Raw genomic sequence first — 24,745 nt, 5'->3', positions numbered from 1 at the left:
CTCATTCCACCCTGGGCGGGATGTCACCCGCCCAGTTCGCAACGTTCAGGACCGGGGGCATGCCCCCGGTCCTGAACGTCACTCAACCCCAATACCAAACCAGAGGTCTCTGCTTATAAACGGTGATGTCTTGGGGAGCAGGTCAACATTGCCTGGATCAAGCAGCAGCGCCTTGGCACGTTGCAATCGCCGCTGGGCGATATATCGTAGTGGGGACACACCCAGGCTGGCTCGGAAGGCACGGCCAAAATGGTCAGGGCTGAGATCAATTTCCGCAGCCAGTCGCTCCAAGGTCAGATCGTCCTGGAGATGGGCGTCGATGTAGGATAGCACCCGCCGCTGGCGCGAAACGCCCAGGCCACCATTAACCCGGATTCGTCACGGGAATTTTTTTGCCTGAAAAACGGTCGCATTTGGCCTCCGGTGCCGGGTTGGGGGTACGATTTTTCGGGTCAGGGCTTCGCGCAAAACCGGGACGAAATCCAGCCTCGACATAATCGCGCCGAATGGCAATCAAAGGATGTAAATCTTGTTACGAGCGGGCGTGTCTCATCATGCCGATCAGGCCCTTGGATCAGGCGGCAGGTTTTCGTTCGTCGGCGGCAGGGGAGGAGGTCACGGGGAGGCCAGGGCGCGCCAGGCGGTGAAGAAGATGTGCTGGACAGGGCAGGCGTCGGGCATGGAAATCCGGATCCGCCGTACCGAGGTGATCACCCGGGCACCGATTTTCAGCAGCTTCTGCCGGATGGTATGGGGAGCGGCCTTGGCCAGGTCGGTGGCTTGCAACGCCATCAGCCGCAGTTGCGTCATCAGCACATAGGCGAACCCGGCCAGGATCAGCCGGGTCTGGTTGGTTTTGAAGGCATGGGCCGAGGCCCGGTATCCGAAAAGATCAAGCTGGCAGTCCTTGATCCGGTTCTCCATATCGCCGCGCGGGCAGTACAGCGCCGCGTAGATCGTCCGGGCCAGCCGGTCGCGCGGCGGCTTATCCCCCTGATTTTCCGCGGCATCACGGGCTTGGGCCAGGGCCTCGATGACGGCAGGCGCGTTCCAGTCCAGGGAGGTGACCAGAAACCGGCAGCTTTGTTCCGTCCCCGACCGGTGCAACACCTTGGCGATCACGTGGCGGGGCCGGGTCCAACTGCCCGAGCGGGTCTGGTGATGGAAATGGCCGAAGGCTTCCGCCGCTTCGCCCGTGGCCAGGAATGCCATCGCCGCGCGTGAGCGGATCTTGCGGGCCTTATGCAGCAGATACTCGTTGCGCGGCAGGCCGAAAATATAATCGACGCCGTTGGCCTCGCACCAGTTCATCAGGTTGGTGCGCGCGAACCCGGAATCCCCGCGCACCAGAATGCCGACCTTGGGCCAGTGGCGGCGGATGTTGCCCACCACCCGCTTGATGGCCGCCTTGGCCTCTTCGGCACCGTCCACATTGCCGGGGCGCAGTTTGGAGAGCAGCAGATGCGGGCCACAGTAAATATAAAGCGGCAGAAAGCAGCGATTCGACATACAGATCCTGCAGACGCGACGGCTGTGCGGTGAATTTGTGATAACGCCGGTCGGCCTCCTCGAAACGCCGCTCCAGCTGACCCAGCGTCGAACTCCCGGCCAGCGCCGGCAGCGGCGCGCCACCCGCTATCCGCGACCTGGGTGCCGCCGTCACCTTCAGCAGCGGATCGTTGCGCATCCGGTCGTGATCGTTGAGGTCCTCGTATCCCAGCGCCATGGCAATGACCCGCTGCGCCAGCAGATCGGGCAGCGCATGCGTCACCTGCTTACGGTTGCGTCGGTCCTCGAAGCAGGCCGCCATCCGCTCAAACAAATTCAGCCGACAGGCCACCTCACGCAGCAGCAAGCCGCCCGCATCCGACGTGATTTCTCCCCCGTCAAACGCACCCATGACCACCCGCCGACCATGATCCGCAAACCGCATCCCGAAAAACACCCTGTAAATTCGCAACCGCCCCAAGATAATGGTAATTACTTGTTATAAACATGAATCCGGAAAAATGCCGGCAACCGGTGACAAATCCGGGACGAGCGACCAAACAGCAGGTGCTGCATAGAAGAGTAAGAAAATGAACAAAAAAGCAGAACAACAATCCCTACAAAACCGAATTGATAACCTCCAACCGCCACATGGAATGACGCTAACCACGAAAACACCCCGGCCTCTGATCCGATTCTAACTAGATAAAGCTAATCGTGGCATCTTACCCCTTGGTGGTTGACGTTGGGCAGGGGAAACGTGCGGCATCTGCAATTTATCGGTGCTGGGTTTGCCTCCTTGCACGTCTGCTGGCAATTGCGGCATCATCCTTATCCAACCAACAGCGTTCGGTACCCGCCGCCTTGACTGATCCCAGGTCCCCCAATTTCGCCTTTCTGGCTGTGCATTCGGCACAGTTGGTGCGGCTGGGTACCGTGGCGGAGCGGAATTTCGTGGAGGATCCGTCCACGACGCTGGTCAAGTTGCGGCAGTTCGGGGAGCTGATGGCCCAGCTGCTGGCGGCACGCGTCCGTATCCTGGGGACAACCGAGGAGCCGCAGGTGGAGCGGCTGCGGCGTCTGGCTGACCGGGGCGTGCTGCCCCGGCAGGTTGCAGACCTGTTTCATCAGTTGCGTCGGGCCGGTAATGCCGCCGTCCACGCCCTGGATGGCGACCATCAGCAGGCGCTGGCCCACCTGAAGATCGCGCATCAACTGGCCATTTGGTTTCACCGCTCCCTGGGTGATCGCGCGTTCCAGCCCGGTCCCTTTGTCCCGCCGCCTGACCCGCGCGCCGAAACCGCCGCCTTGCAGCGGGAACTGGAGCGGTTGCGGGCAGAGGTGGCGGCCAGCCGCAGCACCGCCGAAAAGGCGCAGGCCGAAGCAGAAGCCGCCGCGCAAGCCCGCTTAAGTGCCGAGGAACGCGCCCAGGCGGCAGAAGAAGCGCGTGCGCAACTGGCCGCCCTGGCGGCGGAGGCGGAGGCTGGGCGGCAAGCCGCGCTGGAACAGGCGCAGGCCCTGCAGGCAGCAGCCCCTACCGCCGACACCCCGGCCCTGGCCGAGGCAGCGGAGGCGGCGGCCCGCGAACTGTCGCTGGATGAGTTTGAAACCCGCAAGCTGATCGACGCGCAACTGGCCGAGGCAGGGTGGGAGGTGGATACCGCCAGCCTGACCCATGCTGCCGGTGCCCGTCCCGTGCGTGGGGCCAACCGCGCCATTGCCGAATGGCCGACGGCGGACGGCCCCGCCGATTATGTGCTGTTCGCGGGCCTGACGCCGTTGGCCGTGGTGGAGGCCAAGCGCCGGGCCTCCGATGTCCCCGGTGCCCTGGTTCAGGCAGCGCGCTACAGCCTCCATTATCGGGTGCAGGGGGAGGAGGTGCCGGTCACCGGCGGCCCCTGGGACGGGCATCAGATCCCGTTCCTGTTCGCCACCAACGGCCGGGCCTATCTGCCGCAACTGCGCACCGCCAGCGGCATCTGGTTCCGCGATGCGCGGCGGGCGGATAATGCGGCCCGCCCGTTGGAAGGCTGGTACAGCCCGCAGGGCCTGCTGGACCTGGCATCCATGGATGTGGCGGCGGCACAGGGAGATTTGGCGCGCCAGAGTTTCACCTATAATTTCGGCCTGCGGGATTATCAGGTGCGGGCCATTCAGGCGGTGGAGCGCAACCTGGCGGCGGGGCGGCGCAGCCTGCTGGTTGCCATGGCCACCGGCACGGGCAAGACCAAGACCTGTATAGCCATGCTGTACCGGCTGTTGGCCGCCAACCGCTTCCGCCGCATCCTGTTCCTGGTGGACCGCACGGCCTTGGGCGAACAGGCGGAGGGTGCCTTCCGCGATACCCGCATTGTGCAGATGCAGCCCTTCGCCGATATTTTTGAGGTGAAGGCCATCGGCGACACCCTGCCCGACGCCAGCACCAAGGTGCATATCGCCACGGTGCAGGCCATGGTGAAACGCATCATGTTCGCCCCCGATGGCAGCAGCCCGCCGCCGGTGGACCAATATGATTGCATCATCGTGGATGAATGCCATCGCGGCTATCTGCTGGACCGGGAGGCGACGGATGCGGAGCTTTCATTCCGGAACGAGAATGATTACCGGTCCAAATACAAGGCCGTTCTGGATCGTTTCGATGCCGTTCGCATCGGCCTGACGGCCACGCCCGCCCTGCACACCACGGAAATCTTTGGCGCCCCCGTCTTCCGCTATGGCTTGCAGGAGGCGGTGATCGATGGCTGGCTGGTGGACCATGCCCCGCCGCAGCAGGTGCTGACGCAGTTGCGCAATACCGGCATCCATTGGCAGGCGGGCGACACCGTCCCCCTGTTCGACCGGGTGGCGGGCACCCTGACCGACCATGAACTGCCCGACGATCTGGGTTTTGAGGTGGAGCAGTTCAACCGCCAGGTCATCACCCGCCCCTATAACGCCGCTGTGGCGGCGGCGTTGGCCGAACAGATCGACCCCGCACTGCCCGGCAAGACCCTGGTCTTTGCCGCCACCGACCAACATGCCGATATCCTGGCCGATGAAATCCGCACGGCCATGCGCGCCCGTTATGGCGCGCTGGAGGAAGCGGCGGTGGAGAAGATCACCGGGTCGGTGGACCGGCCCAGCCAGCGCATCCGCGCCTTCAAGAATGAACGGCTGCCCAGCATTGTGGTGACGGTGGACCTGCTGACCACGGGCATCGACGTGCCGGAGATTGTGAACCTGGTCTTCGTGCGCCGGGTATCCAGCCGTATCCTGTATGAACAGATGGTGGGCCGCGCCACGCGCCTGTGTCCAGAGATTGGCAAGACCGCGTTCCGCATCTTTGATGCCGTCGGCATCTATGCCCAGATGCAGGCGGTCAGCGCGGTCAAGCCCGTGGTGGCCAACCCGACCATCCGGTTTGGGCAGTTGCTGGAAGAATTGACCGAAACCGTGGGCCTGCCGCCACCCGCGCCGCCGGAAACCGGCGGCATGGCGGAGGAGGGGGACGCCTATGACAGCGGCCCGCCGCCCGATGCCGCAACCGCCCCGGCAGCCGACCCCGAAGCCACCCACCGCGCCGAAAAGGCCCGCTATCTGCTGGATCAGATCGTCGCCAAGATGCAGCGCCACCGCCACCGTTATCAACGGGAGGATGCCCGTGCCGAACGGTTCTGCCATCTGGCCGGCGGCCTGTCGCCCACCGACCTGCTGGACCGTCTGCGCCACGCCACGCCGGTGGAGGCGGCTTGTATGCTGACCAACCTGACCCCGCTGATCGACTGGCTGGACCGGGCGGGGGAGATGGGGCCGGTGCGCCTGCCCGTGTCGGACCATGAAGACACCTATCTGGGCCTGGCCCAGGGCTATGGCCCCGGCTTCACCCGGCCGGAGGATTACCTGTCGGCGTTTGAGAATTTTCTGAAGACCCAGATCAACACCATCCCGGCCCTGACCATCATCGCCCAACGCCCGCGCGACCTGACCCGGGCGCAGTTGCGGGAAATCCGCCTGCTGCTGGAGGAAAAGGGCTTCAAGGAAGCCGACCTGCGCGCCGCCTTCCGCGATGCCCGCCATGTCGATGTCGCCGCCGGCATCATCGGCTATATCCGTCAGGCCGCACTGGGCGACCCGCTGATCCCCTATGAGATGCGGGTGGACCGGGCGCTGGCGGCGATCCTGGCGGAACGGGCGTGGACGTCGGTCCAGCGGCAATGGCTGGAACGGATTGGCCTTCAAATGAAGCAGGAAGTGGTGGTAGACCGCGAGAGCCTGGACGCGGGTCAGTTCAGGGCCATGGGCGGCGGGTTCGCGCGGTTGGACCGGGTGTTTGAGGGGGAGTTGGAGCGAACGATGCAATCAATCACGGACCGCATCTGGACACAGGCCTCATGACGGCCTGGTCGAACGGCTCCTGTTATCCTCTTTTCTTCGTTAACGGCCTGCGGGCCTGGATCATCGCATGAATACGAACGACATCGTCTCCAAGCTCTGGAACCTGTGCAATGTCCTGCGCGACGACGGCATCACGTACCACCAGTATGTGACGGAGCTGACCTATCTGCTGTTCCTGAAAATGGCGGAGGAGACGGGGGCGGAGGAGGGGAAACATGCGCCCAACATTCCGCCCGGCCTGCGCTGGGCGGACCTGAAGCGGCAGACGGGGACGGAGCAGCTTAATTTCTACCGGCAGATGCTGATCCGGCTGGGGTCGGAGGGCAGTGAGCGGGTGCAGGAGATTTATGCCAATGCGCAGACCTTCCTGAAACGCCCGACCAACCTGAAAACGCTTGTGGACAATCTGGATGGGCTGGACTGGTACTCCGCCCGCACAGAGGGGCTGGGCGATCTGTATGAAGGGTTGTTGCAGAAGAACGCGGAGGAGAAGAAGTCCGGGGCCGGGCAATATTTCACCCCGCGTTGCCTGATCGACAGCATGGTGGCGCTGATGCGGCCCCAGGCGGGGGAGGTGGTGCAGGACCCCGCCGCGGGCACCGGCGGCTTTCTGATTGCCGCCGACCGGTATATCAAGGGCCAGACGGATGATCTGTTCACCCTGCCCGAATCCATGCAGTATTTTCAGCGGGTGCGCGCCTTTCAGGGGCTGGAACTGGTGCAGGATGCACAGCGCCTGGGCTTGATGAACCTGATCCTGCATGGGATTGAAGGGCCGGTGCATGTGGGCGATGCCCTGTCGCCCGATGGATCGGCGCTGGAACGCGCCGACCTGATCCTGACCAACCCGCCCTTTGGCACCAAGAAGGGCGGGGGCCTGCCCACGCGCGACGACCTGACCTTTCCCACCAGCAATAAACAGCTTTGTTTCTTGCAGCATATCTATCGCGGGCTGAAGCCCGGCGGGCGCGCCGCCGTGGTGCTGCCCGATAATGTGTTGTTTGAGGATGGGGTGGGCCGCGATGTGCGCCGCGACCTGATGGAAAAATGCGACCTGCATACCATTCTGCGCCTGCCCACCGGCATTTTCTATGCCCAGGGGGTGAAGACCAATGTGCTGTTCTTCACCCGTGGCCGCAGCGATCGGGGCAATACAAAGACCACCTGGATTTATGACATGCGCACGGGTCAGCCGCCGTTTGGCAAGACCCGCCCCCTGACCCGCGCGCATTTTGCAGAGTTCGAATCCGCCTATGGCCCCGATCCGCATGGCCAGTCGCCGCGCGTGGATCAGGGGGAGGGCGGCCGCTTCCGCCCCTTCACCCGCGACCAGATCGCGGCGCGCGGCGACAATCTGGACATCACCTGGCTGCGCGAGGAAGGCAGCGGGGCCGAAGACCTGCCCCCACCCGAAGCCCTGGCCGCCGAGATCATCGACCAGTTGCGCACCGCCCTGGAGGAGATGGAAGAACTGGCCGCCCTGCTGGAACCGGAGAGCGTGGGGGCGGGGGTATGAGCCGGGAATTGCCGCCGGGGTGGGTTGAGGCGACCTTTGGTGAGTTGATCCATTCAGCGCAGAATGGCTTTACCGGGCGAGGTGGTGTCGGTGAGCGATCCATGGTCGTGCTGCGTCTTGCAGATGTTGAGGGGTATGCTTTTAATCTCAATGACACCCGTCAACTTGGGATGTCACTTAAAGATGGAGAGCTTTATAGACTCAATAAAGGCGACTTGGTTTGTATACGCGTAAACGGATCATCTGACATTGTTGGGCGTTTGATATTTTTTGATTCCGACGAGGAATGTGCATTTTGTGATCATTTTATACGCATTAAGCTCAAAGACTCCGAAGTGAACGGAAAATATATTTCATATTATTTCAGAACACGCTCTGCGCGCCGACACATCGAATCCTCCTTTGTTTCCAGTGCCGGGCAGAAAACCGTTAGTCAATCGAATCTGAGTCTTACAAGTATCCCCCTCCCACCGCTGCCCGAACAACATCGGATCGTGGAGCGGATAGAGGCGTTGTTGGCCAAGGGTGCGCGGGCCAAGGCGGCTTTGGACGCCCTGCCCCCCCTGCTCGACCGCTACCGCCAATCCCTCCTCGCCGCCGCCTTCCGGGGCGATTTGACGGCGGATTGGCGGGGAAAAGACAATGACCATGCAATAGAAAATATCTCAGACATCGATCAAGTCATTGGTAAAAAGAGATCAAATGGCGACGGACGCGGTGAGAATAGTTCAATCCCCAAGGGTTGGGTGGCTCCTGAAGGGTGGAATTGTGTTCCGCTTTCCAGCATTGTTGAGTGCTATGACAGACTCCGTGTCCCGGTTAGCAAATCTGAAAGGGAAAAACTATCTGGTGATTTTCCATATTACGGCGCCAACGGTCAAGTTGGCTGGATAAACAACTATATTTTTGATGGATCTTATATACTAGTTACTGAAGATGAAACATTTTATGGTCGTGTAAAGCCAATCGCATATGCTGTGGAAGGAAAATTCTGGGTGAACAACCATGCCCATATTATAAAAGCAAAATCGGGAATAAATCAAGAGTGGCTGCTCTACACTCTCATGCGATATGATGTTATACCTTATCTTACTGGAACGACGGGGCGAGCCAAGTTAACCCAAGCAGCGTTGTTGAACTTACCAATACTGCTTCCTCCACGCACTCAGCAGGACGAGATAGCTCGTGTACTGAGGATTGCCCTGGGTGCTTGTGATAAGGCGGAGGAGACTGTCAAGTCCCTCTCGTCCCAACACACCACCCTAACCCAATCCATCCTCGCCAAAGCCTTCCGGGGTGAACTGGTCCCCCAGGACCCGGCGGATGAACCGGCGTCGGTGCTGCTGGCGCGTATCCGGGCGGAGCGGGGGGAGAAACCAAAACGCGGTCGTGCCAGAAAGGAAGCGTGACGATGGTGGCTGTGGTTCGTCGGCAGATTGTCGAATGGGATGTGAAGGGCAAGGGTTTTGCCCTGTTGATGCCGGATGATGGGGCGGTGGCGGAATTGCGGGTGCCGGGCGGCCCCGTCATCACCCTGACGCGCAGCGAATGGACGGCCCTGGCGGAAATTATCCAGACCTTGGACGAGGCGGGCAAACAACAGGCCAAACAGCGCCGCGCCGACCTGCCCGCCAAGGCCGGTGCCCCTTGGAACAAGGTGCTGGATGCTGAACTATCCAGCCTTTGGCAGGACGGCATGGATATCCCCACCCTGGCCGGCCGATTTGAACGGACAGAAGGGGGGATTCGGTCCCGGCTGAAGCGCCTTGGCTTCATTCTGCCGGAACTTGACATGGAGCCGGAGGCGGAATTCGAGCCAGCCCATGCCTGACCTGAAACTCTTCCGCCTCTCCCCCACCGGCCCCACGGAACTGACCGCCAAGGCGGCGCAGGTGGAGAAGTCGCTGCAGGTGCTGTTCGAGGCGAACCTGGAAGGCTTGCTGGGCGTGCGGTTCCTGGCGTCGGAGTACAGCACGGGCAAGGTGCATGGCGGGCGGATTGATACGCTGGGCCTGGATGAGAATGGCTGCCCGGTGATCATCGAGTATAAGCGGGCGCTGAATGAGAATGTCATCAACCAGGGCCTGTTCTATCTGGAATGGCTGTTGGATCACCGCAAGGAATTCCAGTGGCTGGTGATGGAAAAGCTGGGGGCGGACGCCGCCAAGGCGGTGGACTGGTCGGGCCCGCGCCTGCTGTGCATCGCCGGGGACTTCACCCGCTATGACGAACATGCGGTGAAGCAGATCAACCGCAATATCGAACTGATCCGCTATCGCCATTATGGCGATGACCTGTTGCTGCTGGAACTGGTCAATGCCACGCAGGCCGCGTTACCGTCCCCCGCCGCTGCCGCTGGTACCGTCGCCCCCACGCCGACGGAAACGGCACCGGGGGCGGCTGGGGCAGGGGCGGCGAGGAGCATCGCCTATCGCATCGCCAAACTGTCTCCGCCGGCGGCGGACCTGTATGAGGCGGTGCGGACCCATCTGCTGGCGCTGGGTGATGATGTGCAGGTGAAGGAGCTGATGTATTACATCGCCTTCAAACGCCTGCGCAATTTCTGCTGCCTGGAGGCGTTTCCCAGCCATGGCACAACGGTTCTGTATCTGAAACTGAACCCCGACAGTGTGGCGCTGGAACCCGGCTTCACCCGCGATGTGCGCGCCGTCGGCCATTATGGCACCGGCGATGTGGAGGTGACCTTATCCAGCCTGGATGATCTGCGCAAAGCCGAACCCCTGATCCAGCGTGCCTATGAAGGGGGGTGAGGTCACGCCCCGAACAGGTGATCGGCCAGCAGGCGGCGGATGCCATCCGCCAGGGCCGCATCCTCCCCCGGCAGGGCACCGATGGCCGACAGGCCGGGGCCAAAGAAACGGGTAGGACCGGGATAGAGGATGGCGGCATGGCGCACGATGCGGCCGCCATCGGCATGGATGATGGCGTCACGATAGGCGTGCATTTTGTCGATATCCGCCTTCTGTGGCCCGTTGCCATCATCCCGCTTGTATTTCGGATCAAAGATCATCAGGCGGGGCAGGGTGCCGGGGGCGGACAATTCCAGCACCAGATCGGGCTTTTGCGTGAAACTGACGCTCTGCCATAGGCCCCGGTCGGTGAAGGGGCGTTGTTGGGCCAGATCGATGCGCCGCCCGTCGGCATGGGCCAGGGCCACGGCACTGCCCCCGCTGGGCGACAGCGCCACCAGCAGGCACCCCGGCACGGGGCGGACAAGATCCTGTGCCACCACCTGGAACCCCTGTTCCAATGCCGCATCAACCACGGTCTGGATGGTGGACAGGCACCCCCACAGCTCGTAAAGGGCTGGTACATCCTTCAGCCCCGTATCCAGGACGCTGTCGGCCAGTTGCACCGTCAACCCGTCGGTCAGTTGCCGCCACAGCGACAGGACCTGCGCATAATCGGGCCGGTGGATCATCACTTGGCTGATCTGCGTTGGCGGATGCGCCAACGGCCCCACCCCCTCCAGGAACCGGGCCCGACGGCGTGCATCCGCCAGGGTCTGGATCAGGGCCTTACAACGCTCTTCCTCCGGGGGAAGACGCAGCGACAGGCGGACCAGCCGCCGGGCCACCATGTCATGCAGATGGCGCAGAAGCCGGTTTTCCGGCACGTCGCAGGTCGTTTCCACCCGCCGGTCCTGAATGCGCAGGGGGATGCCGTCATCATCAGGCTTGTGGTCGCGGTAAAGGGCTTCGCGCAATTGCCGGGGGCCGATGCGTCGCGCCCGCGCCGTCGGCATGTCCCACAGCACCTCGCGCAATTGTTGATGCGGGTCCTGCGCGATCCGGCACAGCAGGCGGGCCAGCCCCCGATCGCCGTCCACAATGGCGCGAAGCCGCTCCAGCTCCGCCGCCGCGCCCGTCGGGTTTGGCGGCTGGTTGCCGACCAGACCGGCAAGTGCGCCGCCCCGGCGCAGGCTGGCCACCAACGCATGGGGCAGCCGTTCATCCAGATCGGTCAGCAGGGTGGAAAGCTGCGCTGTCGACAGTTTGGCGGGCGGAATGAACAGCCGATGTTTGGCCGTGCCTGCGGCCAGTCCGGTGATGGTGATCTCATAGGTTCCGGCGGCGCTGGGCGGCCAGTCGCAAACCACGCGGGTCAGGCTGCCGAACCGGCGCAATTGCACCGGCAACGACACCCCGTTCACGGCGACGCCCAGCCCCTCCCATTCCGCCGCACGGCAGGGCAGGTGCAGCAGCAGTGCCGTCCATTCCCGTCCCGCGCGGGCCACGCCGTCCAGCCCCAGGAATGTCAGCTCAGAAGAAGGAGACGACACCATCGCGCAAACCCTTCCGCATCTGCTCGATCTTCGCGTGGCTCAGGGGGAAATCGTGCTGGGTCAGGGTTGCCAGCGTCTGCAACAGCGCCGCCAAGGCGGGATCAAAGCCCCGGATGCGGGGCAGCAGCTTTTGCAGTACCGCCTCGTCAAACGCCTCCTGCCATGTGGCACCCAGGGCCGTGGCGCGGCGTACATAGGCGGCGATATCATCGGCCGTACGCAGGGCGAAGGGGGCGACCGGACCCAGTGCGTCCCAAAGCGACAGCAGGGTATCGGCATATTCCTGCTCCGCCACATGGGCGGCCAGCATGTCCCGGTCCAGCGTCACCTCAATGAGCTGGGCGCGGTCATAGACCTTGTGGGCAAAGCCGTGGGTCGTCTCGTCCATATTGACGGTGCCGATGAAGACCAGATTGCCAAACAGGCTCACCTGGGAATCGCCCAGGCTCAGGGTTGCCTTTCCGTCCCGGTTGCGCTGTTCCAGGACCGACAGGAAATCGGCGAAGTAATGTTCGGCACGGGCCAGGTTCATCTCATCCAGGATCACATGGAAGGGGCGGATAGATGTCTTGTCCGCCGCCTGTTCATGGGCCTTGGCCGCGCGGATCAGGAAGCGGCTGAATGCCGTATGCTGATACTCACCACTGGTCGGGCTGACATAACCCAGCAGGTCTTCCCGGCTGGTCCAGTTGGGTGCGACCGGCACCACCAGATATTCGGCTGCCACCGCCTGGGCATAGGCCTCTGCCAGCCAGGTCTTGCCCGTGCCCGACACGCCGGCCAGGATGACAAAGCCTCGCGTTTTCAGCGCCACGTGATAGCGGCGCAGCAACCGTTCCGGCAGCTTCAGCTTCTTCGCCGCGATGGCGGCCACCGTGTCGGTGAAAGTCGGCTCGATATAGAAATTGTCGGGGACTTGCGTGTCCTCGTCATCAATATCACTCGGCAGGACAATGCTGTCGGGTATCGGTCTTTCACCCAAAATAGCGGCATAGAGGACGCGATCAACGGGAGATAGCGCACAGTTCATCCAGGTGGCCCGCACGCCGGGTGGCAGCCTGTCCGTCAGGTCGCGGCGATACTTGTCATTCCAGCGTACGGCGACCGTGTGCTGATACTCGGTGCGGCTGGGGTCGAAGCTGTATCCCGGCTCCACCACCTCCCCCATGGCCAGAATCTCGCTGGCGCCGCGGGTAGCCAGGACAATGTCGCCCGGTTGCAGGTTGCGGAAGTGCCAGATCTCCTTGGCCTTTCGCGTCCCCGTGGCCCGCCTGGCCCCGGAACCGGTGTAATCTTCGGGATAGGCCGCCCGCAGAACCTGTTTCAGTTCTTCCAGACCATCGGCGGGGTAATCGCGCAGGTCACCGACCTTGTCCCAACCGATGCAGATCATCCCCTCTTTCCGGCACTCCGGCCAGAACCGCGCCTGCTCACCGGGTGCGATCTTGAAGATGCGCCGTTCGGATTGTGGGTCGGTGGCGTCATCAAAGGCATCCAGCGGCGCCTCCGTATAGGCACCCGATGCCGCCACCCAGAGAAAACTCTGAACGTCGATCATGTCCTCCGGTTGCCAGCCCCACTCCTCAAGGCATGTCCGGATACCGGACGCCAAGCGCAGGCAAGCCTGATAATCGCCTGCATTCAGATGCTCGTCGCTCAACGGGCGCGGGCATCCCAACTGCCGAGCGACATCGTTGAACAAGGTGGTGCGCACGAAAATCTCATGCGCCGGATCGGCCAGCATCAGCAGCAGGGTCGGCAGGCTGCGGCTGACACCTTGCGTACCGGATGGCATATGGCGGGCCAGGATGGCGACATAGCCGGCGTTGAACCGTTCCACCCGGGTGGGTGTGTCGCCGGTGCCAGAGAGAAGGTCGCGGAACAGGTGGGCGGCCTCCAATGCCTCGGCCCCGCGCAGCCGTCCCAGATGCTCTGTTGCGCGCCAGGATAGCAGGTTCTGGATAGCGGGCGGGTTCCCGACCTTGCGCCTGGTCAGTAAATGGTGCAGGGCCTGGATGGTCGCCTCTGCCTGGGTGGCATCTTCCGCCGGTGCCGTTAGCAGCGGCAGTAGTTCAGTCTGGAAGATCGCCGCCAACTGCGTCTTATAGTCCCGTTCCTGCTGCCGGTAGGTCCCGCTGCTGTCGGTGAAGGTCAGAAAGCCGGTCATATGTGACAGAAACCGCTGCCGCATCTCCTGCAAGGCACCGGTTTCGAAGGCCGGCCCAGGATGCCCTTTGTTCTGATCCGCAACCCAACGTTCGTATCCAACCAGCAAAGCGTCCAGCAACCGGTTCAGCGTTGTGTCGTCAGGAAGCGCGTCGACCGGAAAGGCGGCCCAAGCAATGGTCCGGGCCGCCAGATCGCCGGCAGTATGGCCGTCATCCTGGCCCAGACTGATATCCCCATCCAGCCGGAAGCCGACGGATGCCAAGTCACCGATCAGCGTCCGCGCGTGGTTGGCCCGCGACCGCCATGCGGCTCGTGCTTCCTTGCGCCCTTTTTCCGCCAGATCTCGCGCGGTGCCCTGGTTCAAGCTTAGCGTTATGCCCGCCATGTCCTGCCGGAAATTGAGCGCAACCGCCACACCCTGCTGCGGTGTGGTCGTTTCTCTGGGGTCCAGGATGACCAACCAGGGAACCTTTGCCCATCGTCCCACGCCGAAGCCCGCACGGACCAACAAGGTGGGCCTGGACTGCAGGGCCGGTAGTTGTGAGAAAGCTTGTTCCAGCTTGTCGAACCGTTGCCGGAAATCGCCGGGGAAGGGGGCGCTTTGTCGGGCAGTGAGGTAATCGGCGAGCAGCGCTGCAAGCTGACCTTGAATCTCGAATGACATGCTTGACCCTTGGCTCCACCTTGAATGGACGAAGCTACGCGGGATTGCCCCATCGATACAAGATGCGGTTGGGCTGGCAATGAGGGCTGGGCGGCGCAAGAATACCGTGGCTTTCCATTGCGATATCGCGAAATATGCCGACGCCTTGCGCAGGATTTCATTCGCCTGGCGCAGTTCCCGGATCTCCCGTTTCTGCGCCTTCAGCTTCTCCAGCACATTCAGCGGAATACCGGCACGGCTGCCGCTTTCAACCTCGGCTCATCTGACCCATTCGTTCGTGCCGTATGTGCCAAACAGCCGATCTTGGATGCCACGGATGACACCGCCGCCCATCGCGACGGGTGATCCTTCTCGTGATCCAGCACCAGCCGAACAGCCCGCTCGCGGACCTCAGCTGAAAATTTGTTCGTTGTCTCGGCACTTCGTAGCTCCATCCTCTCAGGAGTTGGAGCCGCCGACAGTCCCGGCGCGGTTCAGTCTCTAGCGTGAGCGGCTTACAAGTGGAGCCCGGCGGCCATCTGGTCTGCCGGGCTTTCCATTTCTACTCAATCCTCCGGTGCGATGGTAACGCGCAGACCATCCATGGCTTGCGTGATCTTGACCTGACAGGAAAGGCGAGAGTTTTCCTGTCTGTGGTCAGATCCGCTCAACAAGTCGGACTCGTCTGCCCCCATCGGTCCTGTCAAGTGCACCTGCGCCGGGTCAATATGCACATGGCAGGTGGCGCAGGAACAGCAGCCGCCACACAGGGCTAGCAATTCGTCAACGTCGCCATCGCGCAGCGCTTCCATCAGGCTATTGCCAATGGCTGCGTCCAGTTGCCGCTCCCGGCCATCGCGCGTCGTCACCGTGATCTTGGTCATGTGGGGATCCTCAGGTGTAGATAGGATGACGAAACTTTAATTGATTAAATAACAGAACTCCAGGCTAAAGCTTCAGGGGAGAACCGGCGCCTTCAGCCCCTCCATGATGAGCAGGGTGACATGGTCAGCATAGGTCCTACGAAGTTTGTCATCGATTACCATTTCCTCCCCATGCACATATTTCAGGACGAAGCGGGCCGTGAAGATCTGGTCACAGGCGCCAATAACCATGAAATAGAACAGCTTTGGATCGACATACTGAAATTCCCCAGCCGCTACGCCTTCGTTGATCATCTGGGTATAGGCATCATAGATGGGACGCAGAAATCGGTCAGCGATACGTTGCGCTACCTTGATATCGGCATCGCGCAGCAACTCTACGCTGAGCCGGTTCAGATAGGGAAACTGGAAATAGATCTTCACCACGCCTGAAAGATGCGCCCGCATCTTCCGTGTGGGCGAAATGCTCATCCTGACCAGGCCCTGCAACTGTTCAATCGCAATGGCCAGATCGCGTTCAAGCAGGGCCAGAAGCAATCCGTGTTTGTTGCCAAAGTAATATTTGACCAGCGCGGAGTTAACGCCCGCACGGTTGGCAATATCGCTAAGCGACAGTTCCAGCGAATCCCGTTCCCGCATAATGTCGCTCGCCGCCGCCAGGAGCAGATCGCGTGCCAAGCCACGGGTCTGGGGTGGCTCTGTCATCGGATTGTCGGAAGCGACAGAAACTTTTGAAGCCATGATGTCAAGATTCTCACCGTAAAATCATTGATCAGTTATACAATACCCCTGCAGGGCCTGCAATGTTGCCGCTGCGGCGTCAACAATCAAGAAACGTCACGAAGTCATGGACCGGCAGGCGGTCGGTGACCAACCCATTTACGGGTGCCGCCATGTCCGGATAGCCAACGGCCAGGCCACTGTACAGCATCAAATGGTCGCCAATCCCCAACGCCTGCCGTACCGTTGGCCCGTAAAGGGCCCAGCTTTCCTGTGCGCAACTGCCCAGGCCCTGTGCCGCAAGCAGCAGCATCAGGCTTTGCAGATACATGCCAAGATCGGCCCATTGCGGGGGTCCCATCTGGCGGTCAACAAAGCAGAACAGGCCAACCGGAGCGCCAAAGAAACGGAAGTTCCGTTCGAACCACGCGCGACGGGCCGGCTTGTCCATTCGCGTGATGCCCAATCGTTCATACATCGCCTCGCCCACTGCAAAGCGGCGTTGCTTGTAGGGGGATGAAAGGTTGGGTGGGTAGATATTATATTCTGGCTCAGGGGGCGTGCCAGCATCAATCCGTGCCACGACGGCGTCAACAAGTCTTTGTCGCGCATTGCCAGTGACAACCCATATCTGCCAGGGCTGCAAATTCCCCCCTGATGGCGCACGCGCCGCTGTTGCCAGCAGGGTGTGCAGCAATTCCATGGGGACCGGGCGGTCAAGGAAGGCGCGGATTGAGCGCCGGTTTGTTAACGCATCGTCGATTTTCATGATTTTTGCTGCCCGTTGGAATTAATTTGTCGATTAAAGCATCGCAGCCTTGCTGAGGCAATCTTGCCATTGACGTGCTGATTGGTCTGAACTTAAATTAAGTGATTGAGTAAAATCTGTTGATCGGCGTTTGTCGTGACTGACGGCCGAAATGCCAGGAGAATCCAGAATGGCAGAAGCGTATATCGTAGAGGCGGTGCGGACCGCTGGTGGTCGCCGTAATGGCCGCCTGTCGGGTTGGCACCCGGTTGATCTGGCCGCCCATGTGCTGAATGCGGTGTTGGACCGGTCCGGTGTTGATCCCACAGCCATTGATGATGTCATCATGGGCTGTGTCACCCAGACAGGGGAGCAGGGGTTACATTTGGGTCGCAATGCTGTCCTTGCGTCGCGTTTGCCGCAATCTGTGCCCGCCGTCACCATTGACCGGCAATGCGGATCATCGCAGCAGGCGATCCATTTTGCAGCCCAGGCCGTACTTTCCGGCACGCAGGATATGGTGATCGCGGCTGGTGTGGAAAGCATGTCGCGCGTACCCATGGGATCGACCGGCCAATGGGCCACAATTCCCACACCAGGCAGCCCAATGAGCCCTGGGCTGCTAAACCGTTACCCGGGCATCCTGTTTAGTCAGTTTGAGGGCGCGGAACAGATCGCCCGCAAGAACGGCTTTAGCAGAGAGGATCTGGACCGGTTTGCCCTGGAAAGCCACCGCCGGGCCAGTGCCGCGACTGCATCTGGGGCCTTTGAGCGGGAGATTGTGGCTGTCCCCGTGCAAACCCCGGACGGGCCGCAGACCCATGTTCAGGACGAAGGCATCCGCCATGATGCGACGCTGGAGGGGATCGGGTCGGTCAAATTGCTGCGGGAGGGAGGGGTTATCACTGCCGCTAATGCCAGCCAGATCTGTGATGGGGCGGCAGCGGTGCTGGTTGTCTCCGCGCAGGCATTGCGCGATCATGCCTTGACACCCCTTGCCCGTATCCACAACCTGACGGTTACAGCGGGTGATCCGGTTCTCATGCTGGAGGAACCGCTCTATGCAACGGATCGTGCCCTGAAACGGGCGGGTCTTTCGATTAATGACATCGCATTGTTCGAGGTGAATGAGGCCTTCGCCTCTATTCCGATGGCCTGGGCACGGCATGTCGGCGCGGACCCGGCCGGCCTCAATGTCAATGGCGGCGCTATTGCCCTTGGCCACCCGCTGGGCGGTTCTGGGGCTAAGCTGATGACGACGCTGGTGCATGCTTTGCGCGCCCGTGGGGGCCGTTATGGCTTGCAAACCATGTGCGAGGGCGGTGGCGTTGCCAATGTCACGATCGTGGAGGCGCTCTGACCCTTGATCTCATCACGGATACCATCAAGGCTCATGATTTTCTGGATCGGCGAGGGGGAGGACATTTCAGAATGACAGGGCCGCTGCAAGGTCTGCGCATCATTGAAATGGCCGGCATCGGGCCGGGTCCCTTTGCCTGCATGATGCTGGCCGACCATGGGGCAGATGTTATTCGTGTCGAACGGATGCCGCCGGGGGAGCGCACACCGGGCGATGCTGCCAATGTGCTGTTGCGTTCCCGCCGAACCCTGTCGGTTGACATGACCTCACCCGACGGGGTTGCGGTGATCCGTGATCTGTGCCGATCCGCAGATGGGCTGGTCGAAGGTTTCCGGCCTGGTGTCATGGAGCGGCGGGGGCTGGGGCCGGATCTGTTGCTGTCTGACAATCCAAAGCTGGTCTATGGCCGGATGACAGGGTGGGGACAGGACGGCCCTTATGCCAGGGAGGCGGGGCACGACATCAACTATATCGCTTTGTCCGGAACGTTGCATGCCCTGGGGCGGGCGGGGGATAAGCCGACACCGCCCATCAATCTGGTCGGTGATTTCGGCGGCGGCGGCATGGTCCTGGCCTTTGGCATGGTGGCGGCGCTGCTACATGCCCGCGCCACGGGGCAAGGTCAGGTGGTGGATTGCGCCATGACCGATGGCAGCGCCTTGCTGATGTCGATGATTTGGTCCTTCCGCGCCCAAGGCATGTGGCAGGATCAGCGCGGCGTGAACCTGCTGGATGGCGGTGCCCCTTTTTATGACACCTACGAAACCGCCGATGGCGGCTATATCAGTTTGGGGTCCATCGAACCGGTCTTTTACGGCAATTTATTGTGTGCTCTTGGTCTGACGGATGATCCCGACTTTACGCATCAAATGGACCCGGCCCACTGGCCACGGATGAAACAGCGTCTGGTCACCATCATCAGGCAACGCACGCGCCAGGAATGGTGTCAGTTACTGGAAGGTCACGACATCTGTTTCGCACCGGTGCTGTCGATGGCAGAGGCGGTGGACCATCCCCATAACCGCGCAAGGGGCGCCTTCATTGCCATTGATGGCGTCACACAACCAGCGCCCGCCCCCCGCTTTTCCCATACGCCGCCGGCCCCACCGCGTCCTTTGCAGAGCCAGGCGTCAACCATCCTGGCGGGTATCGGCTATGACGATGCCAGGGTCGCGGCGCTACGTGACGCGGGCATCATTGGCTAATGGTCTGACAATCCCGGACCGGTTTAGCCCCGGTCCAGAGTGTCCCTCAACCCCATAACCAACCAGAGGACTCTACTTATAAACGGTGATGTTTTAGGGAGCGGGTCAACACGGCTTGTCGCCGATCATCCCCCGGAATAGCGCGGTCCCGCCGATGCGGGCGCTGGCGGCTGTTCGGCCGGTGCATCGGCCGTATCGGTCTTTTCACGATACGAATTATCGTACTTTTCTTCCCGCCAGTTCAGCGCGGATTTCAGCCCGTCACGGTAGGCCCGGTTCAGGAACTCATCCTCCCGCGCCATGGATGGGCGTAGAAGGGCCAGGGCCAGATAATCCACGCTCTGTTCAATCCCGGTCTTGAAGCCCATCAGCTCAAACTGCCGGTTGATGGACCGTTTGGTGAGCATCGCCATATCGGTTGGCGTCAGAGCGATTTTGCGAGCGATTTCCTCGGTCCGCGCCTCAAGCTCTGCCGGGGGAACGGATTCGGATGCCCAGGCCCATTCGGCGGCCTGTTTGCCGCTGATCGGTTCGCAGGTGAGCATATAGTATTTCGCCCGGGTCATGCCCATCAGCCAAGGCGCATATTGCAGATTGCCCGGTGACCAGTGTCGTCCGACCGGCCAGCCAATCTTTGCATCGTCCGCCACGATGCGCAGGTCGCAGAAGGCCGCCAGTTCCGTACCGCCCGCCAGACAATGGCCCTGGATTTGGGCGATCACCGGTTTTTGCAGGTCAAACAGAGTCCGATAGACGCGGTAATGTTCCAGATCATAGGACTGCCAGACCACATCCCGATCAGGATGGATATAGCCATTTTCCGGCATATTGCGCTTCAACACCCCGTCGGGCGTCGGGGTGATGTCATAGCCGGCGCAGAAGCTGGGTCCTTGGCCCTTGATGATGATGACGCGGATATCATCATCCAACTCCATCTCCTTCGCCGCCATCTCAATCTGCATCAGGCGGTGATAGCCCAGTGGATTGCGTTTTTCCGGACTGTTCAGGATGATCCGCCCGATGGCCCCGTCCTTTTCAACCTCGATCAGGTCAAAGGCAGGGCGCTCAACATTCTCTCCACTATAAGGCGGAGACCACTTGGCCATACGCGGCTTGTCCGAACTCATCTCCACCCCCCCCGACTTTTGAGCGTTAACCGGACGCCTTGGCCCAGTACTGGTCTCGGATCAGGCGCTTATAGAGTTTGCCCGTGTCCATCCGAGGTAGTTGCTGCATGAAGTCGATCTGGCGGGGGGCCTTCACATGGCTCAACTGGCTGCGCACAAAGGCAATCAGTTCCGCAGCCAGCGCCTCGTCGGCCTCGTTCCAATCGGTGGGCTGGATGACGGCGACCACCTTCTCTCCCATCTCCTCGTCCGGGGCGCCGATTACGGCGACGTCGGCGACCTTGGGGTGGGTGACCAGAATATTCTCGATCTCCTGCGGATAGATATTCACGCCGCCCGAAATGATCATGAAGCTCTTGCGGTCGGTCAGGTAGAGATATCCTTCCTCATCTACCCAACCGATATCGCCCAATGTTGTCCAGGGTTTGCCCTGCGGGTGTCCGGCTTCTGCTGTCTTGGCGGGATCATTGTGATACTCGAAGGTTTCGCCGCCGGAGAAATAGACCAGCCCCTCGCGGCGCGGTGGTAAGAGATTGCCTTCCGGATCGCAAATATGGACCTGGTGCATAATTGGGCGGCCCACCGACCCTTTATGGGTCAGCCATTCCTGTGGCCCGATGAAGGTGCCGCCGTTATTCTCTGACCCGCTGTAATATTCGTGAATGATGGGCCCGAACCAATCCATCATTGCTTGCTTGACGGGGATCGGACAGGGGGCCGCCGCGTGGAATACACAAGCCAGCGACGATACATCGTAACTTGCCCGCACATCATCTGGCAGCTTCAGCATACGAATGAAATGAGTTGGCACGAACTGCGCGATGGTCACGCGGTAGCGCTGGATCGCGGCCAGCGTGGCTTCCGGGTCGAACTTGCCCAGAATGATCACAGTGGCCCCCAACTGCAGCATCGCCATGCAGAACCGCAATGGCGCAGCATGGTACAGCGGGGCGGGGTTCAGAAAGACGCTGTCGCCCGTGACGCCATAGAGTTTGGTGGAAACCATGGTGATGCTGGTCGGCGCGTCAATGGGCTGTCCGCGCGCGGCTCTTGGCTTGATGCCCTTGGGGCGTCCGGTGGTCCCGGATGAATAAAGCATCTCATAGCCTGCTTCCTCATCCGCGATGCGGAAGGCGGGCTGTGCCTCGCGTTCAGCGACGAAATCCCGCCAGCCTGGAACAGAGCCCCCCACCACATAGCCGATGATGCCCAACGCCTCCAGCGTCGCTGTCGGCACCAGATTGGTCAGTGATGCCGATGCAATCAGCAGACGCGCCCGGCTGTCGCTTAGGATATAGCGGATTTCGTCGCCATTCAGCTTGGTGGAAACCGCGACGAAATAGAGGCCCGCGCGTTGGGCCGCGTAGCAAACCTCAAAAAATTCCGGGCAATTTTCCAGGCAAAGGGCGACGGTGTCGCCCGCCACAAGGCCCAGCGCGCGAAACAACTGTGCCCCCTGGTTGGACCGTTGATCCAACTCGGCATAGGTGACGATGCGCCGCTCCGGCAACAGGATCATGGCCGGATGGTTAGGCTTGGTCTGGCTATGGATGGACGGATGCATTTTGCTGCACTCGCTCTTGAACGTTCCAACCCGATACTTTGTTAGCGTGGGGCCATTCGAATGGCGCCATCGAGGCGAATATCCTCGCCATTGATATAGCTGTTACGCACAATTTCCGCAGCCAAGCTGGCAAACTCGGCGGGAATGCCAAGCCGCCGGGGGAAGGGGACCTGTGCCGCCAATGCATCCAGTACCGGTTGCGGCGCGGCCTTCAGCAGGGGCGTGTCAAAGATGCCCGGCAGGATGGCATTGATGCGGATGCCGTCATTGGACAAATCACGGGCGATGGGGAGGGTCATGCTGACGACGCCGCCTTTGGATGCGGCATAGGCCGCCTGACCGATCTGCCCATCCTCGGCCGCGACGCTGGCAGTATTGATGATCACGCCACGTTCACCATGCTCCAGCATCTCCAGCGTCAGCATGCCCGCCGCCGACTTTGCGACACACCGGAAAGTGCCGATGAGATTGATCATGATGATCTTTTCAAAGGCAGCGATGGGGAAATGCGAGATTTCACCCGTCTTGCGGTCCCGGCTGGCGGTTTTGATGGCGTTGCCGGTACCGGCACAGTTTACCAAAATCCGTTCCTGGCCATGGGCGGCGCGTGCGGCGGCGAAGCCGGCATCGACACTGGAATCGTTTGTGACATCCACTTTGCAGAAGATGCCGCCGATTTCCGCCGCCACTTGCTGCCCCTGTTCATCGTTCAAGTCGAACACGCAGACCTTGGCGCCTTGTGCTGCCAGGGTGCGGGCCGTTGCCTCGCCTAACCCGCTGGCCCCACCCGTGACAATGGCTGCAACCCCGTTGATCCTCATGCGATTTCTCTCCTGCTTCCTTGGGTGGCGTGCGGCTGGTGATTAGGCCTGCCGGCATCGGACCCATCATGTCGGCTTCTTGCTGTTGTGGGTAACAGGCATTCATTAATCGGTCAATGAAGATTTGCTTTTTCGCGATATTGACGGCGTAAATTAAATGGGCAATTAATATATGCGAATTCGGCCAGGAGAGCCGGCCGCGAAATCAGACATAAGGGAGGCGACGTTTGAGCCTGTTTGAACCCTCATACAGCATGACCATAAATGGTCGGGCCGCCGAAACGCTGGCGACCATTGACGTGATCAACCCCGCAACGGGGGACCTCGTGGGGTGTGCGCCTGACTGTACGATTGAACAGTTGGACGCGGCTGTGGCTGCTGCTCGCCGGGCCTTTCCCGGCTGGCGCGCTACACCCATCGCTGAACGTCGCGCGGCGGTGGCCCGCGTCGGGGAAGTTCTGTCCACCCATGCAGATGCCTTCGCACGCCTGTTCACCAGCGAACAGGGCCGTCCGTTGGCAAAGGTTTATGAGGAGATTCTGGGGGCGGCCTTCTGGTGTCAGACCATTGCCAACCAGGATATCCCGGTGGAGGTGAATGAAGACACGCCCGAGCGGCGGTCGGAAACCCGCTATGTCCCCATCGGCGTGGTCGGGGGGATCGTTCCGTGGAACTTCCCCATCCTGCTCGGTATCTGGAAGATTGCCCCGGCTCTGCTGACTGGCAATACGGTGGTGATCAAACCATCACCCTTCACCCCGCTCTGCATGCTGAAACTGGCGGAACTGGTGCGGGACCACCTGCCGCCGGGCGTGTTCAATGTCGTATCCGGCGGGGATGCTCTGGGCCCTTGGATGACCGCGCATCCCGGTATCGACAAGATCAGTTTTACCGGCTCCACCGCCACGGGCAGACGCGTGATGGAAAGTGCTGCCGCCAACCTGAAGCGGCTGACGTTGGAGCTGGGCGGCAATGATGCGGCGATCGTGCTGCCCGATGTGGATGTGGCCACGGTGGCGCCTCAGCTTTTCTGGTCGGCCTTCGGCAATAGCGGGCAGATTTGTGTGGCCACAAAGCGCCTGTATATCCATGCCGATATCTATGACCAGATGGCGGCGGCCCTTGTCGATTGCGCCAACAGTCACAAGGTCGGAAATGGCTTTGACCTGGAGGTTGCCCTGGGGCCTATCCAGAATCGGGTGCAGTTCAACCGCGTCAGAGACCTGATCGCGGACGCCCGGCAAAGCGGCCTGCGCTTCCTGACCGGCGGTGAGGTGCCGGACGGTCCCGGTAATTTTGTGCCCGTCACCCTGGTGGATAACCCGCCGGAGGACAGTCGGGTGGTGCAGGAAGAGGCCTTCGGTCCTGTTCTGCCCCTGTTGAAATTTACTGATATTGATGATGTCGTGGCGCGGGCCAATGCCTCAGAATATGGGTTGGGCGGTGCTGTCTGGTCGGCGGATGAGGCCAAAGCGGCAGAGATTGCGGCACGACTGGATACGGGTACAGTCTGGATCAACCAACCCCCCTATATCATGCCTTGGACACCGTTCGGCGGGCATAAACAATCGGGCGTGGGTGTAGAAAACGGGCTGTCGGGTATCTTGGAATACACGGTGCCTCAGACTATTTCGATCAAGCGCAACGCAGCGTGATCGGGTCAACAACGCGATGTAAAAAAGGCCCGGTGCAGACCGGGCCTCAGACTGCTGACAAAGCCCTCGCCTATGGCGGGGGTTTTTGATTCACTGTGTTTATGCTTAAGCCCCAGACGCCCCAACAGACGGAACTTGAGATGGTGACGATCGCGTCGCTTGTTC

16 protein-coding genes and 2 pseudogenes are annotated in these 24,745 nt (G+C 61.2%); 8 read left to right on the top strand and 10 right to left on the bottom strand.

Annotation, left to right across the window (positions count from 1 at the left end):
* Positions 1-615: 615 nt before the first annotated feature.
* Positions 616-1,933, bottom strand: a pseudogene (locus PCJ49_RS24340) (IS1380 family transposase).
* Positions 1,934-2,352: 419 nt separating this feature from the next.
* Between PCJ49_RS24340 and hsdR the strand changes: the two are divergent.
* From hsdR to PCJ49_RS24315, 5 genes are all read left to right on the top strand, one after another.
* Complete coding sequence (gene hsdR, locus PCJ49_RS24335) at positions 2,353-5,862, top strand: type I restriction-modification system endonuclease (RefSeq protein ID WP_269913263.1); 3,510 nt, start codon at positions 2,353-2,355, stop codon at positions 5,860-5,862.
* A 67-nt stretch (positions 5,863-5,929) separates the two neighbouring features.
* Positions 5,930-7,378 carry a class I SAM-dependent DNA methyltransferase gene (locus PCJ49_RS24330; protein WP_269913262.1) on the top strand — a complete coding sequence of 483 codons (1,449 nt, stop codon included), beginning with the start codon at positions 5,930-5,932 and terminating at the stop codon, positions 7,376-7,378.
* Positions 7,375-8,787 carry a restriction endonuclease subunit S gene (locus PCJ49_RS24325; RefSeq protein ID WP_269913261.1) on the top strand — a complete coding sequence of 471 codons (1,413 nt, stop codon included), beginning with the start codon at positions 7,375-7,377 and terminating at the stop codon, positions 8,785-8,787. The genes PCJ49_RS24330 and PCJ49_RS24325 overlap by 4 nt, the downstream gene beginning before the upstream one ends.
* Positions 8,788-8,789: 2 nt before the next feature.
* On the top strand, positions 8,790-9,209 hold the full coding sequence (locus PCJ49_RS24320) for a hypothetical protein (RefSeq protein WP_269913260.1): 420 nt from the start codon (positions 8,790-8,792) through the stop codon (positions 9,207-9,209).
* Positions 9,202-10,149: a DUF5655 domain-containing protein gene (locus tag PCJ49_RS24315; protein ID WP_269913259.1), complete on the top strand. Its 948-nt coding sequence runs from the start codon at positions 9,202-9,204 to the stop codon at positions 10,147-10,149. The genes PCJ49_RS24320 and PCJ49_RS24315 overlap by 8 nt, the downstream gene beginning before the upstream one ends.
* Positions 10,150-10,151: 2 nt before the next feature.
* Here PCJ49_RS24315 and PCJ49_RS24310 read toward each other — a convergent pair whose 3' ends face one another.
* The 6 genes and pseudogenes from PCJ49_RS24310 to PCJ49_RS24285 all read right to left on the bottom strand — a co-directional run bounded on the left by PCJ49_RS24310 (position 10,152) and on the right by PCJ49_RS24285 (position 16,869).
* Entirely contained in the window at positions 10,152-11,684 is a 1,533-nt protein-coding gene (locus PCJ49_RS24310; RefSeq protein ID WP_269913258.1) for a DUF2357 domain-containing protein, read from the bottom strand.
* Positions 11,662-14,517, bottom strand: a complete 2,856-nt coding sequence (locus tag PCJ49_RS24305) for a DUF3578 domain-containing protein (RefSeq protein ID WP_269913264.1) — start codon at positions 14,515-14,517, stop codon at positions 11,662-11,664. The genes PCJ49_RS24310 and PCJ49_RS24305 overlap by 23 nt, the downstream gene beginning before the upstream one ends.
* A 129-nt stretch (positions 14,518-14,646) precedes the next feature.
* Positions 14,647-14,951: pseudogene (locus tag PCJ49_RS24300) on the bottom strand (transposase); the annotation flags it as partial.
* A gap of 111 nt (positions 14,952-15,062) precedes the next feature.
* Positions 15,063-15,380 carry a 2Fe-2S iron-sulfur cluster-binding protein gene (locus PCJ49_RS24295; RefSeq protein ID WP_269913257.1) on the bottom strand — a complete coding sequence of 106 codons (318 nt, stop codon included), beginning with the start codon at positions 15,378-15,380 and terminating at the stop codon, positions 15,063-15,065.
* A gap of 72 nt (positions 15,381-15,452) precedes the next feature.
* Positions 15,453-16,121: a TetR family transcriptional regulator gene (locus PCJ49_RS24290; RefSeq protein WP_269913256.1), complete on the bottom strand. Its 669-nt coding sequence runs from the start codon at positions 16,119-16,121 to the stop codon at positions 15,453-15,455.
* 79 nt (positions 16,122-16,200) lie between these two features.
* Complete coding sequence (locus PCJ49_RS24285) at positions 16,201-16,869, bottom strand: nitroreductase (RefSeq protein ID WP_269913255.1); 669 nt, start codon at positions 16,867-16,869, stop codon at positions 16,201-16,203.
* A 151-nt stretch (positions 16,870-17,020) separates the two neighbouring features.
* On the opposite strand from PCJ49_RS24285, the gene PCJ49_RS24280 reads away from it, so the two are divergent.
* Together PCJ49_RS24280 and PCJ49_RS24275 are read left to right on the top strand one after the other, a co-directional pair.
* The gene (locus PCJ49_RS24280; protein WP_347710448.1) at positions 17,021-18,208 is read left to right on the top strand and encodes an acetyl-CoA C-acetyltransferase; all 1,188 of its coding nucleotides are present in this window, start codon (positions 17,021-17,023) and stop codon (positions 18,206-18,208) included.
* 71 nt (positions 18,209-18,279) lie between these two features.
* Entirely contained in the window at positions 18,280-19,413 is a 1,134-nt protein-coding gene (locus tag PCJ49_RS24275; protein WP_269913253.1) for a CaiB/BaiF CoA-transferase family protein, read from the top strand.
* A 125-nt stretch (positions 19,414-19,538) separates the two neighbouring features.
* On the opposite strand, the gene PCJ49_RS24270 is transcribed toward PCJ49_RS24275, so the two are convergent.
* The 3 genes from PCJ49_RS24270 to PCJ49_RS24260 are packed head-to-tail and all read right to left on the bottom strand — an operon-like array spanning position 19,539 to position 22,925.
* Positions 19,539-20,519 (bottom strand): enoyl-CoA hydratase-related protein, encoded by a 981-nt coding sequence (locus PCJ49_RS24270; RefSeq protein WP_269913252.1) that lies wholly within the window; start codon positions 20,517-20,519, stop codon positions 19,539-19,541.
* Positions 20,520-20,565: 46 nt separating this feature from the next.
* Positions 20,566-22,104, bottom strand: a complete 1,539-nt coding sequence (locus PCJ49_RS24265; RefSeq protein ID WP_269913251.1) for an acyl-CoA synthetase — start codon at positions 22,102-22,104, stop codon at positions 20,566-20,568.
* 41 nt (positions 22,105-22,145) lie between these two features.
* On the bottom strand, positions 22,146-22,925 hold the full coding sequence (locus tag PCJ49_RS24260) for an SDR family NAD(P)-dependent oxidoreductase (RefSeq protein WP_269913250.1): 780 nt from the start codon (positions 22,923-22,925) through the stop codon (positions 22,146-22,148).
* A gap of 254 nt (positions 22,926-23,179) precedes the next feature.
* Between PCJ49_RS24260 and PCJ49_RS24255 the strand changes: the two genes are divergently transcribed.
* Positions 23,180-24,580, top strand: coding sequence for an aldehyde dehydrogenase family protein (locus tag PCJ49_RS24255; RefSeq protein WP_269913249.1), 1,401 nt, complete (start codon positions 23,180-23,182; stop codon positions 24,578-24,580).
* The last annotated feature ends 165 nt before the right edge of the window (positions 24,581-24,745 follow it).

It is taken from the genome of Niveispirillum sp. BGYR6, assembly GCF_027568365.1.
GTDB lineage: Bacteria > Pseudomonadota > Alphaproteobacteria > Azospirillales > Azospirillaceae > Niveispirillum.
The sequence above is the reverse complement of the archived record's forward strand: the minus strand, read 5'-3'. Positions and strand labels throughout refer to the sequence as shown.

Bases quoted from the DNA above. Each gene is read 5' to 3' on its own strand.
- PCJ49_RS24315 (WP_269913259.1), top strand. From the start codon at position 9,202: ATGCCTGACCTGAAACTCTTCCGCCTCTCCCCCACCGGCCCCACGGAA.
- PCJ49_RS24305 (WP_269913264.1), bottom strand. From the start codon at position 14,517: ATGTCATTCGAGATTCAAGGTCAGCTTGCAGCGCTGCTCGCCGATTAC.
- PCJ49_RS24265 (WP_269913251.1), bottom strand. From the start codon at position 22,104: ATGCATCCGTCCATCCATAGCCAGACCAAGCCTAACCATCCGGCCATG.
- PCJ49_RS24310 (WP_269913258.1), bottom strand. From the start codon at position 11,684: ATGGTGTCGTCTCCTTCTTCTGAGCTGACATTCCTGGGGCTGGACGGC.
- PCJ49_RS24280 (WP_347710448.1), top strand. From the start codon at position 17,021: ATGCCAGGAGAATCCAGAATGGCAGAAGCGTATATCGTAGAGGCGGTG.
- PCJ49_RS24260 (WP_269913250.1), bottom strand. From the start codon at position 22,925: ATGAGGATCAACGGGGTTGCAGCCATTGTCACGGGTGGGGCCAGCGGG.
- PCJ49_RS24285 (WP_269913255.1), bottom strand. From the start codon at position 16,869: ATGAAAATCGACGATGCGTTAACAAACCGGCGCTCAATCCGCGCCTTC.
- PCJ49_RS24290 (WP_269913256.1), bottom strand. From the start codon at position 16,121: ATGGCTTCAAAAGTTTCTGTCGCTTCCGACAATCCGATGACAGAGCCA.
- PCJ49_RS24255 (WP_269913249.1), top strand. From the start codon at position 23,180: ATGACCATAAATGGTCGGGCCGCCGAAACGCTGGCGACCATTGACGTG.
- PCJ49_RS24330 (WP_269913262.1), top strand. From the start codon at position 5,930: ATGAATACGAACGACATCGTCTCCAAGCTCTGGAACCTGTGCAATGTC.
- PCJ49_RS24320 (WP_269913260.1), top strand. From the start codon at position 8,790: ATGGTGGCTGTGGTTCGTCGGCAGATTGTCGAATGGGATGTGAAGGGC.
- PCJ49_RS24275 (WP_269913253.1), top strand. From the start codon at position 18,280: ATGACAGGGCCGCTGCAAGGTCTGCGCATCATTGAAATGGCCGGCATC.
- PCJ49_RS24325 (WP_269913261.1), top strand. From the start codon at position 7,375: ATGAGCCGGGAATTGCCGCCGGGGTGGGTTGAGGCGACCTTTGGTGAG.
- PCJ49_RS24270 (WP_269913252.1), bottom strand. From the start codon at position 20,519: ATGGCCAAGTGGTCTCCGCCTTATAGTGGAGAGAATGTTGAGCGCCCT.
- PCJ49_RS24295 (WP_269913257.1), bottom strand. From the start codon at position 15,380: ATGACCAAGATCACGGTGACGACGCGCGATGGCCGGGAGCGGCAACTG.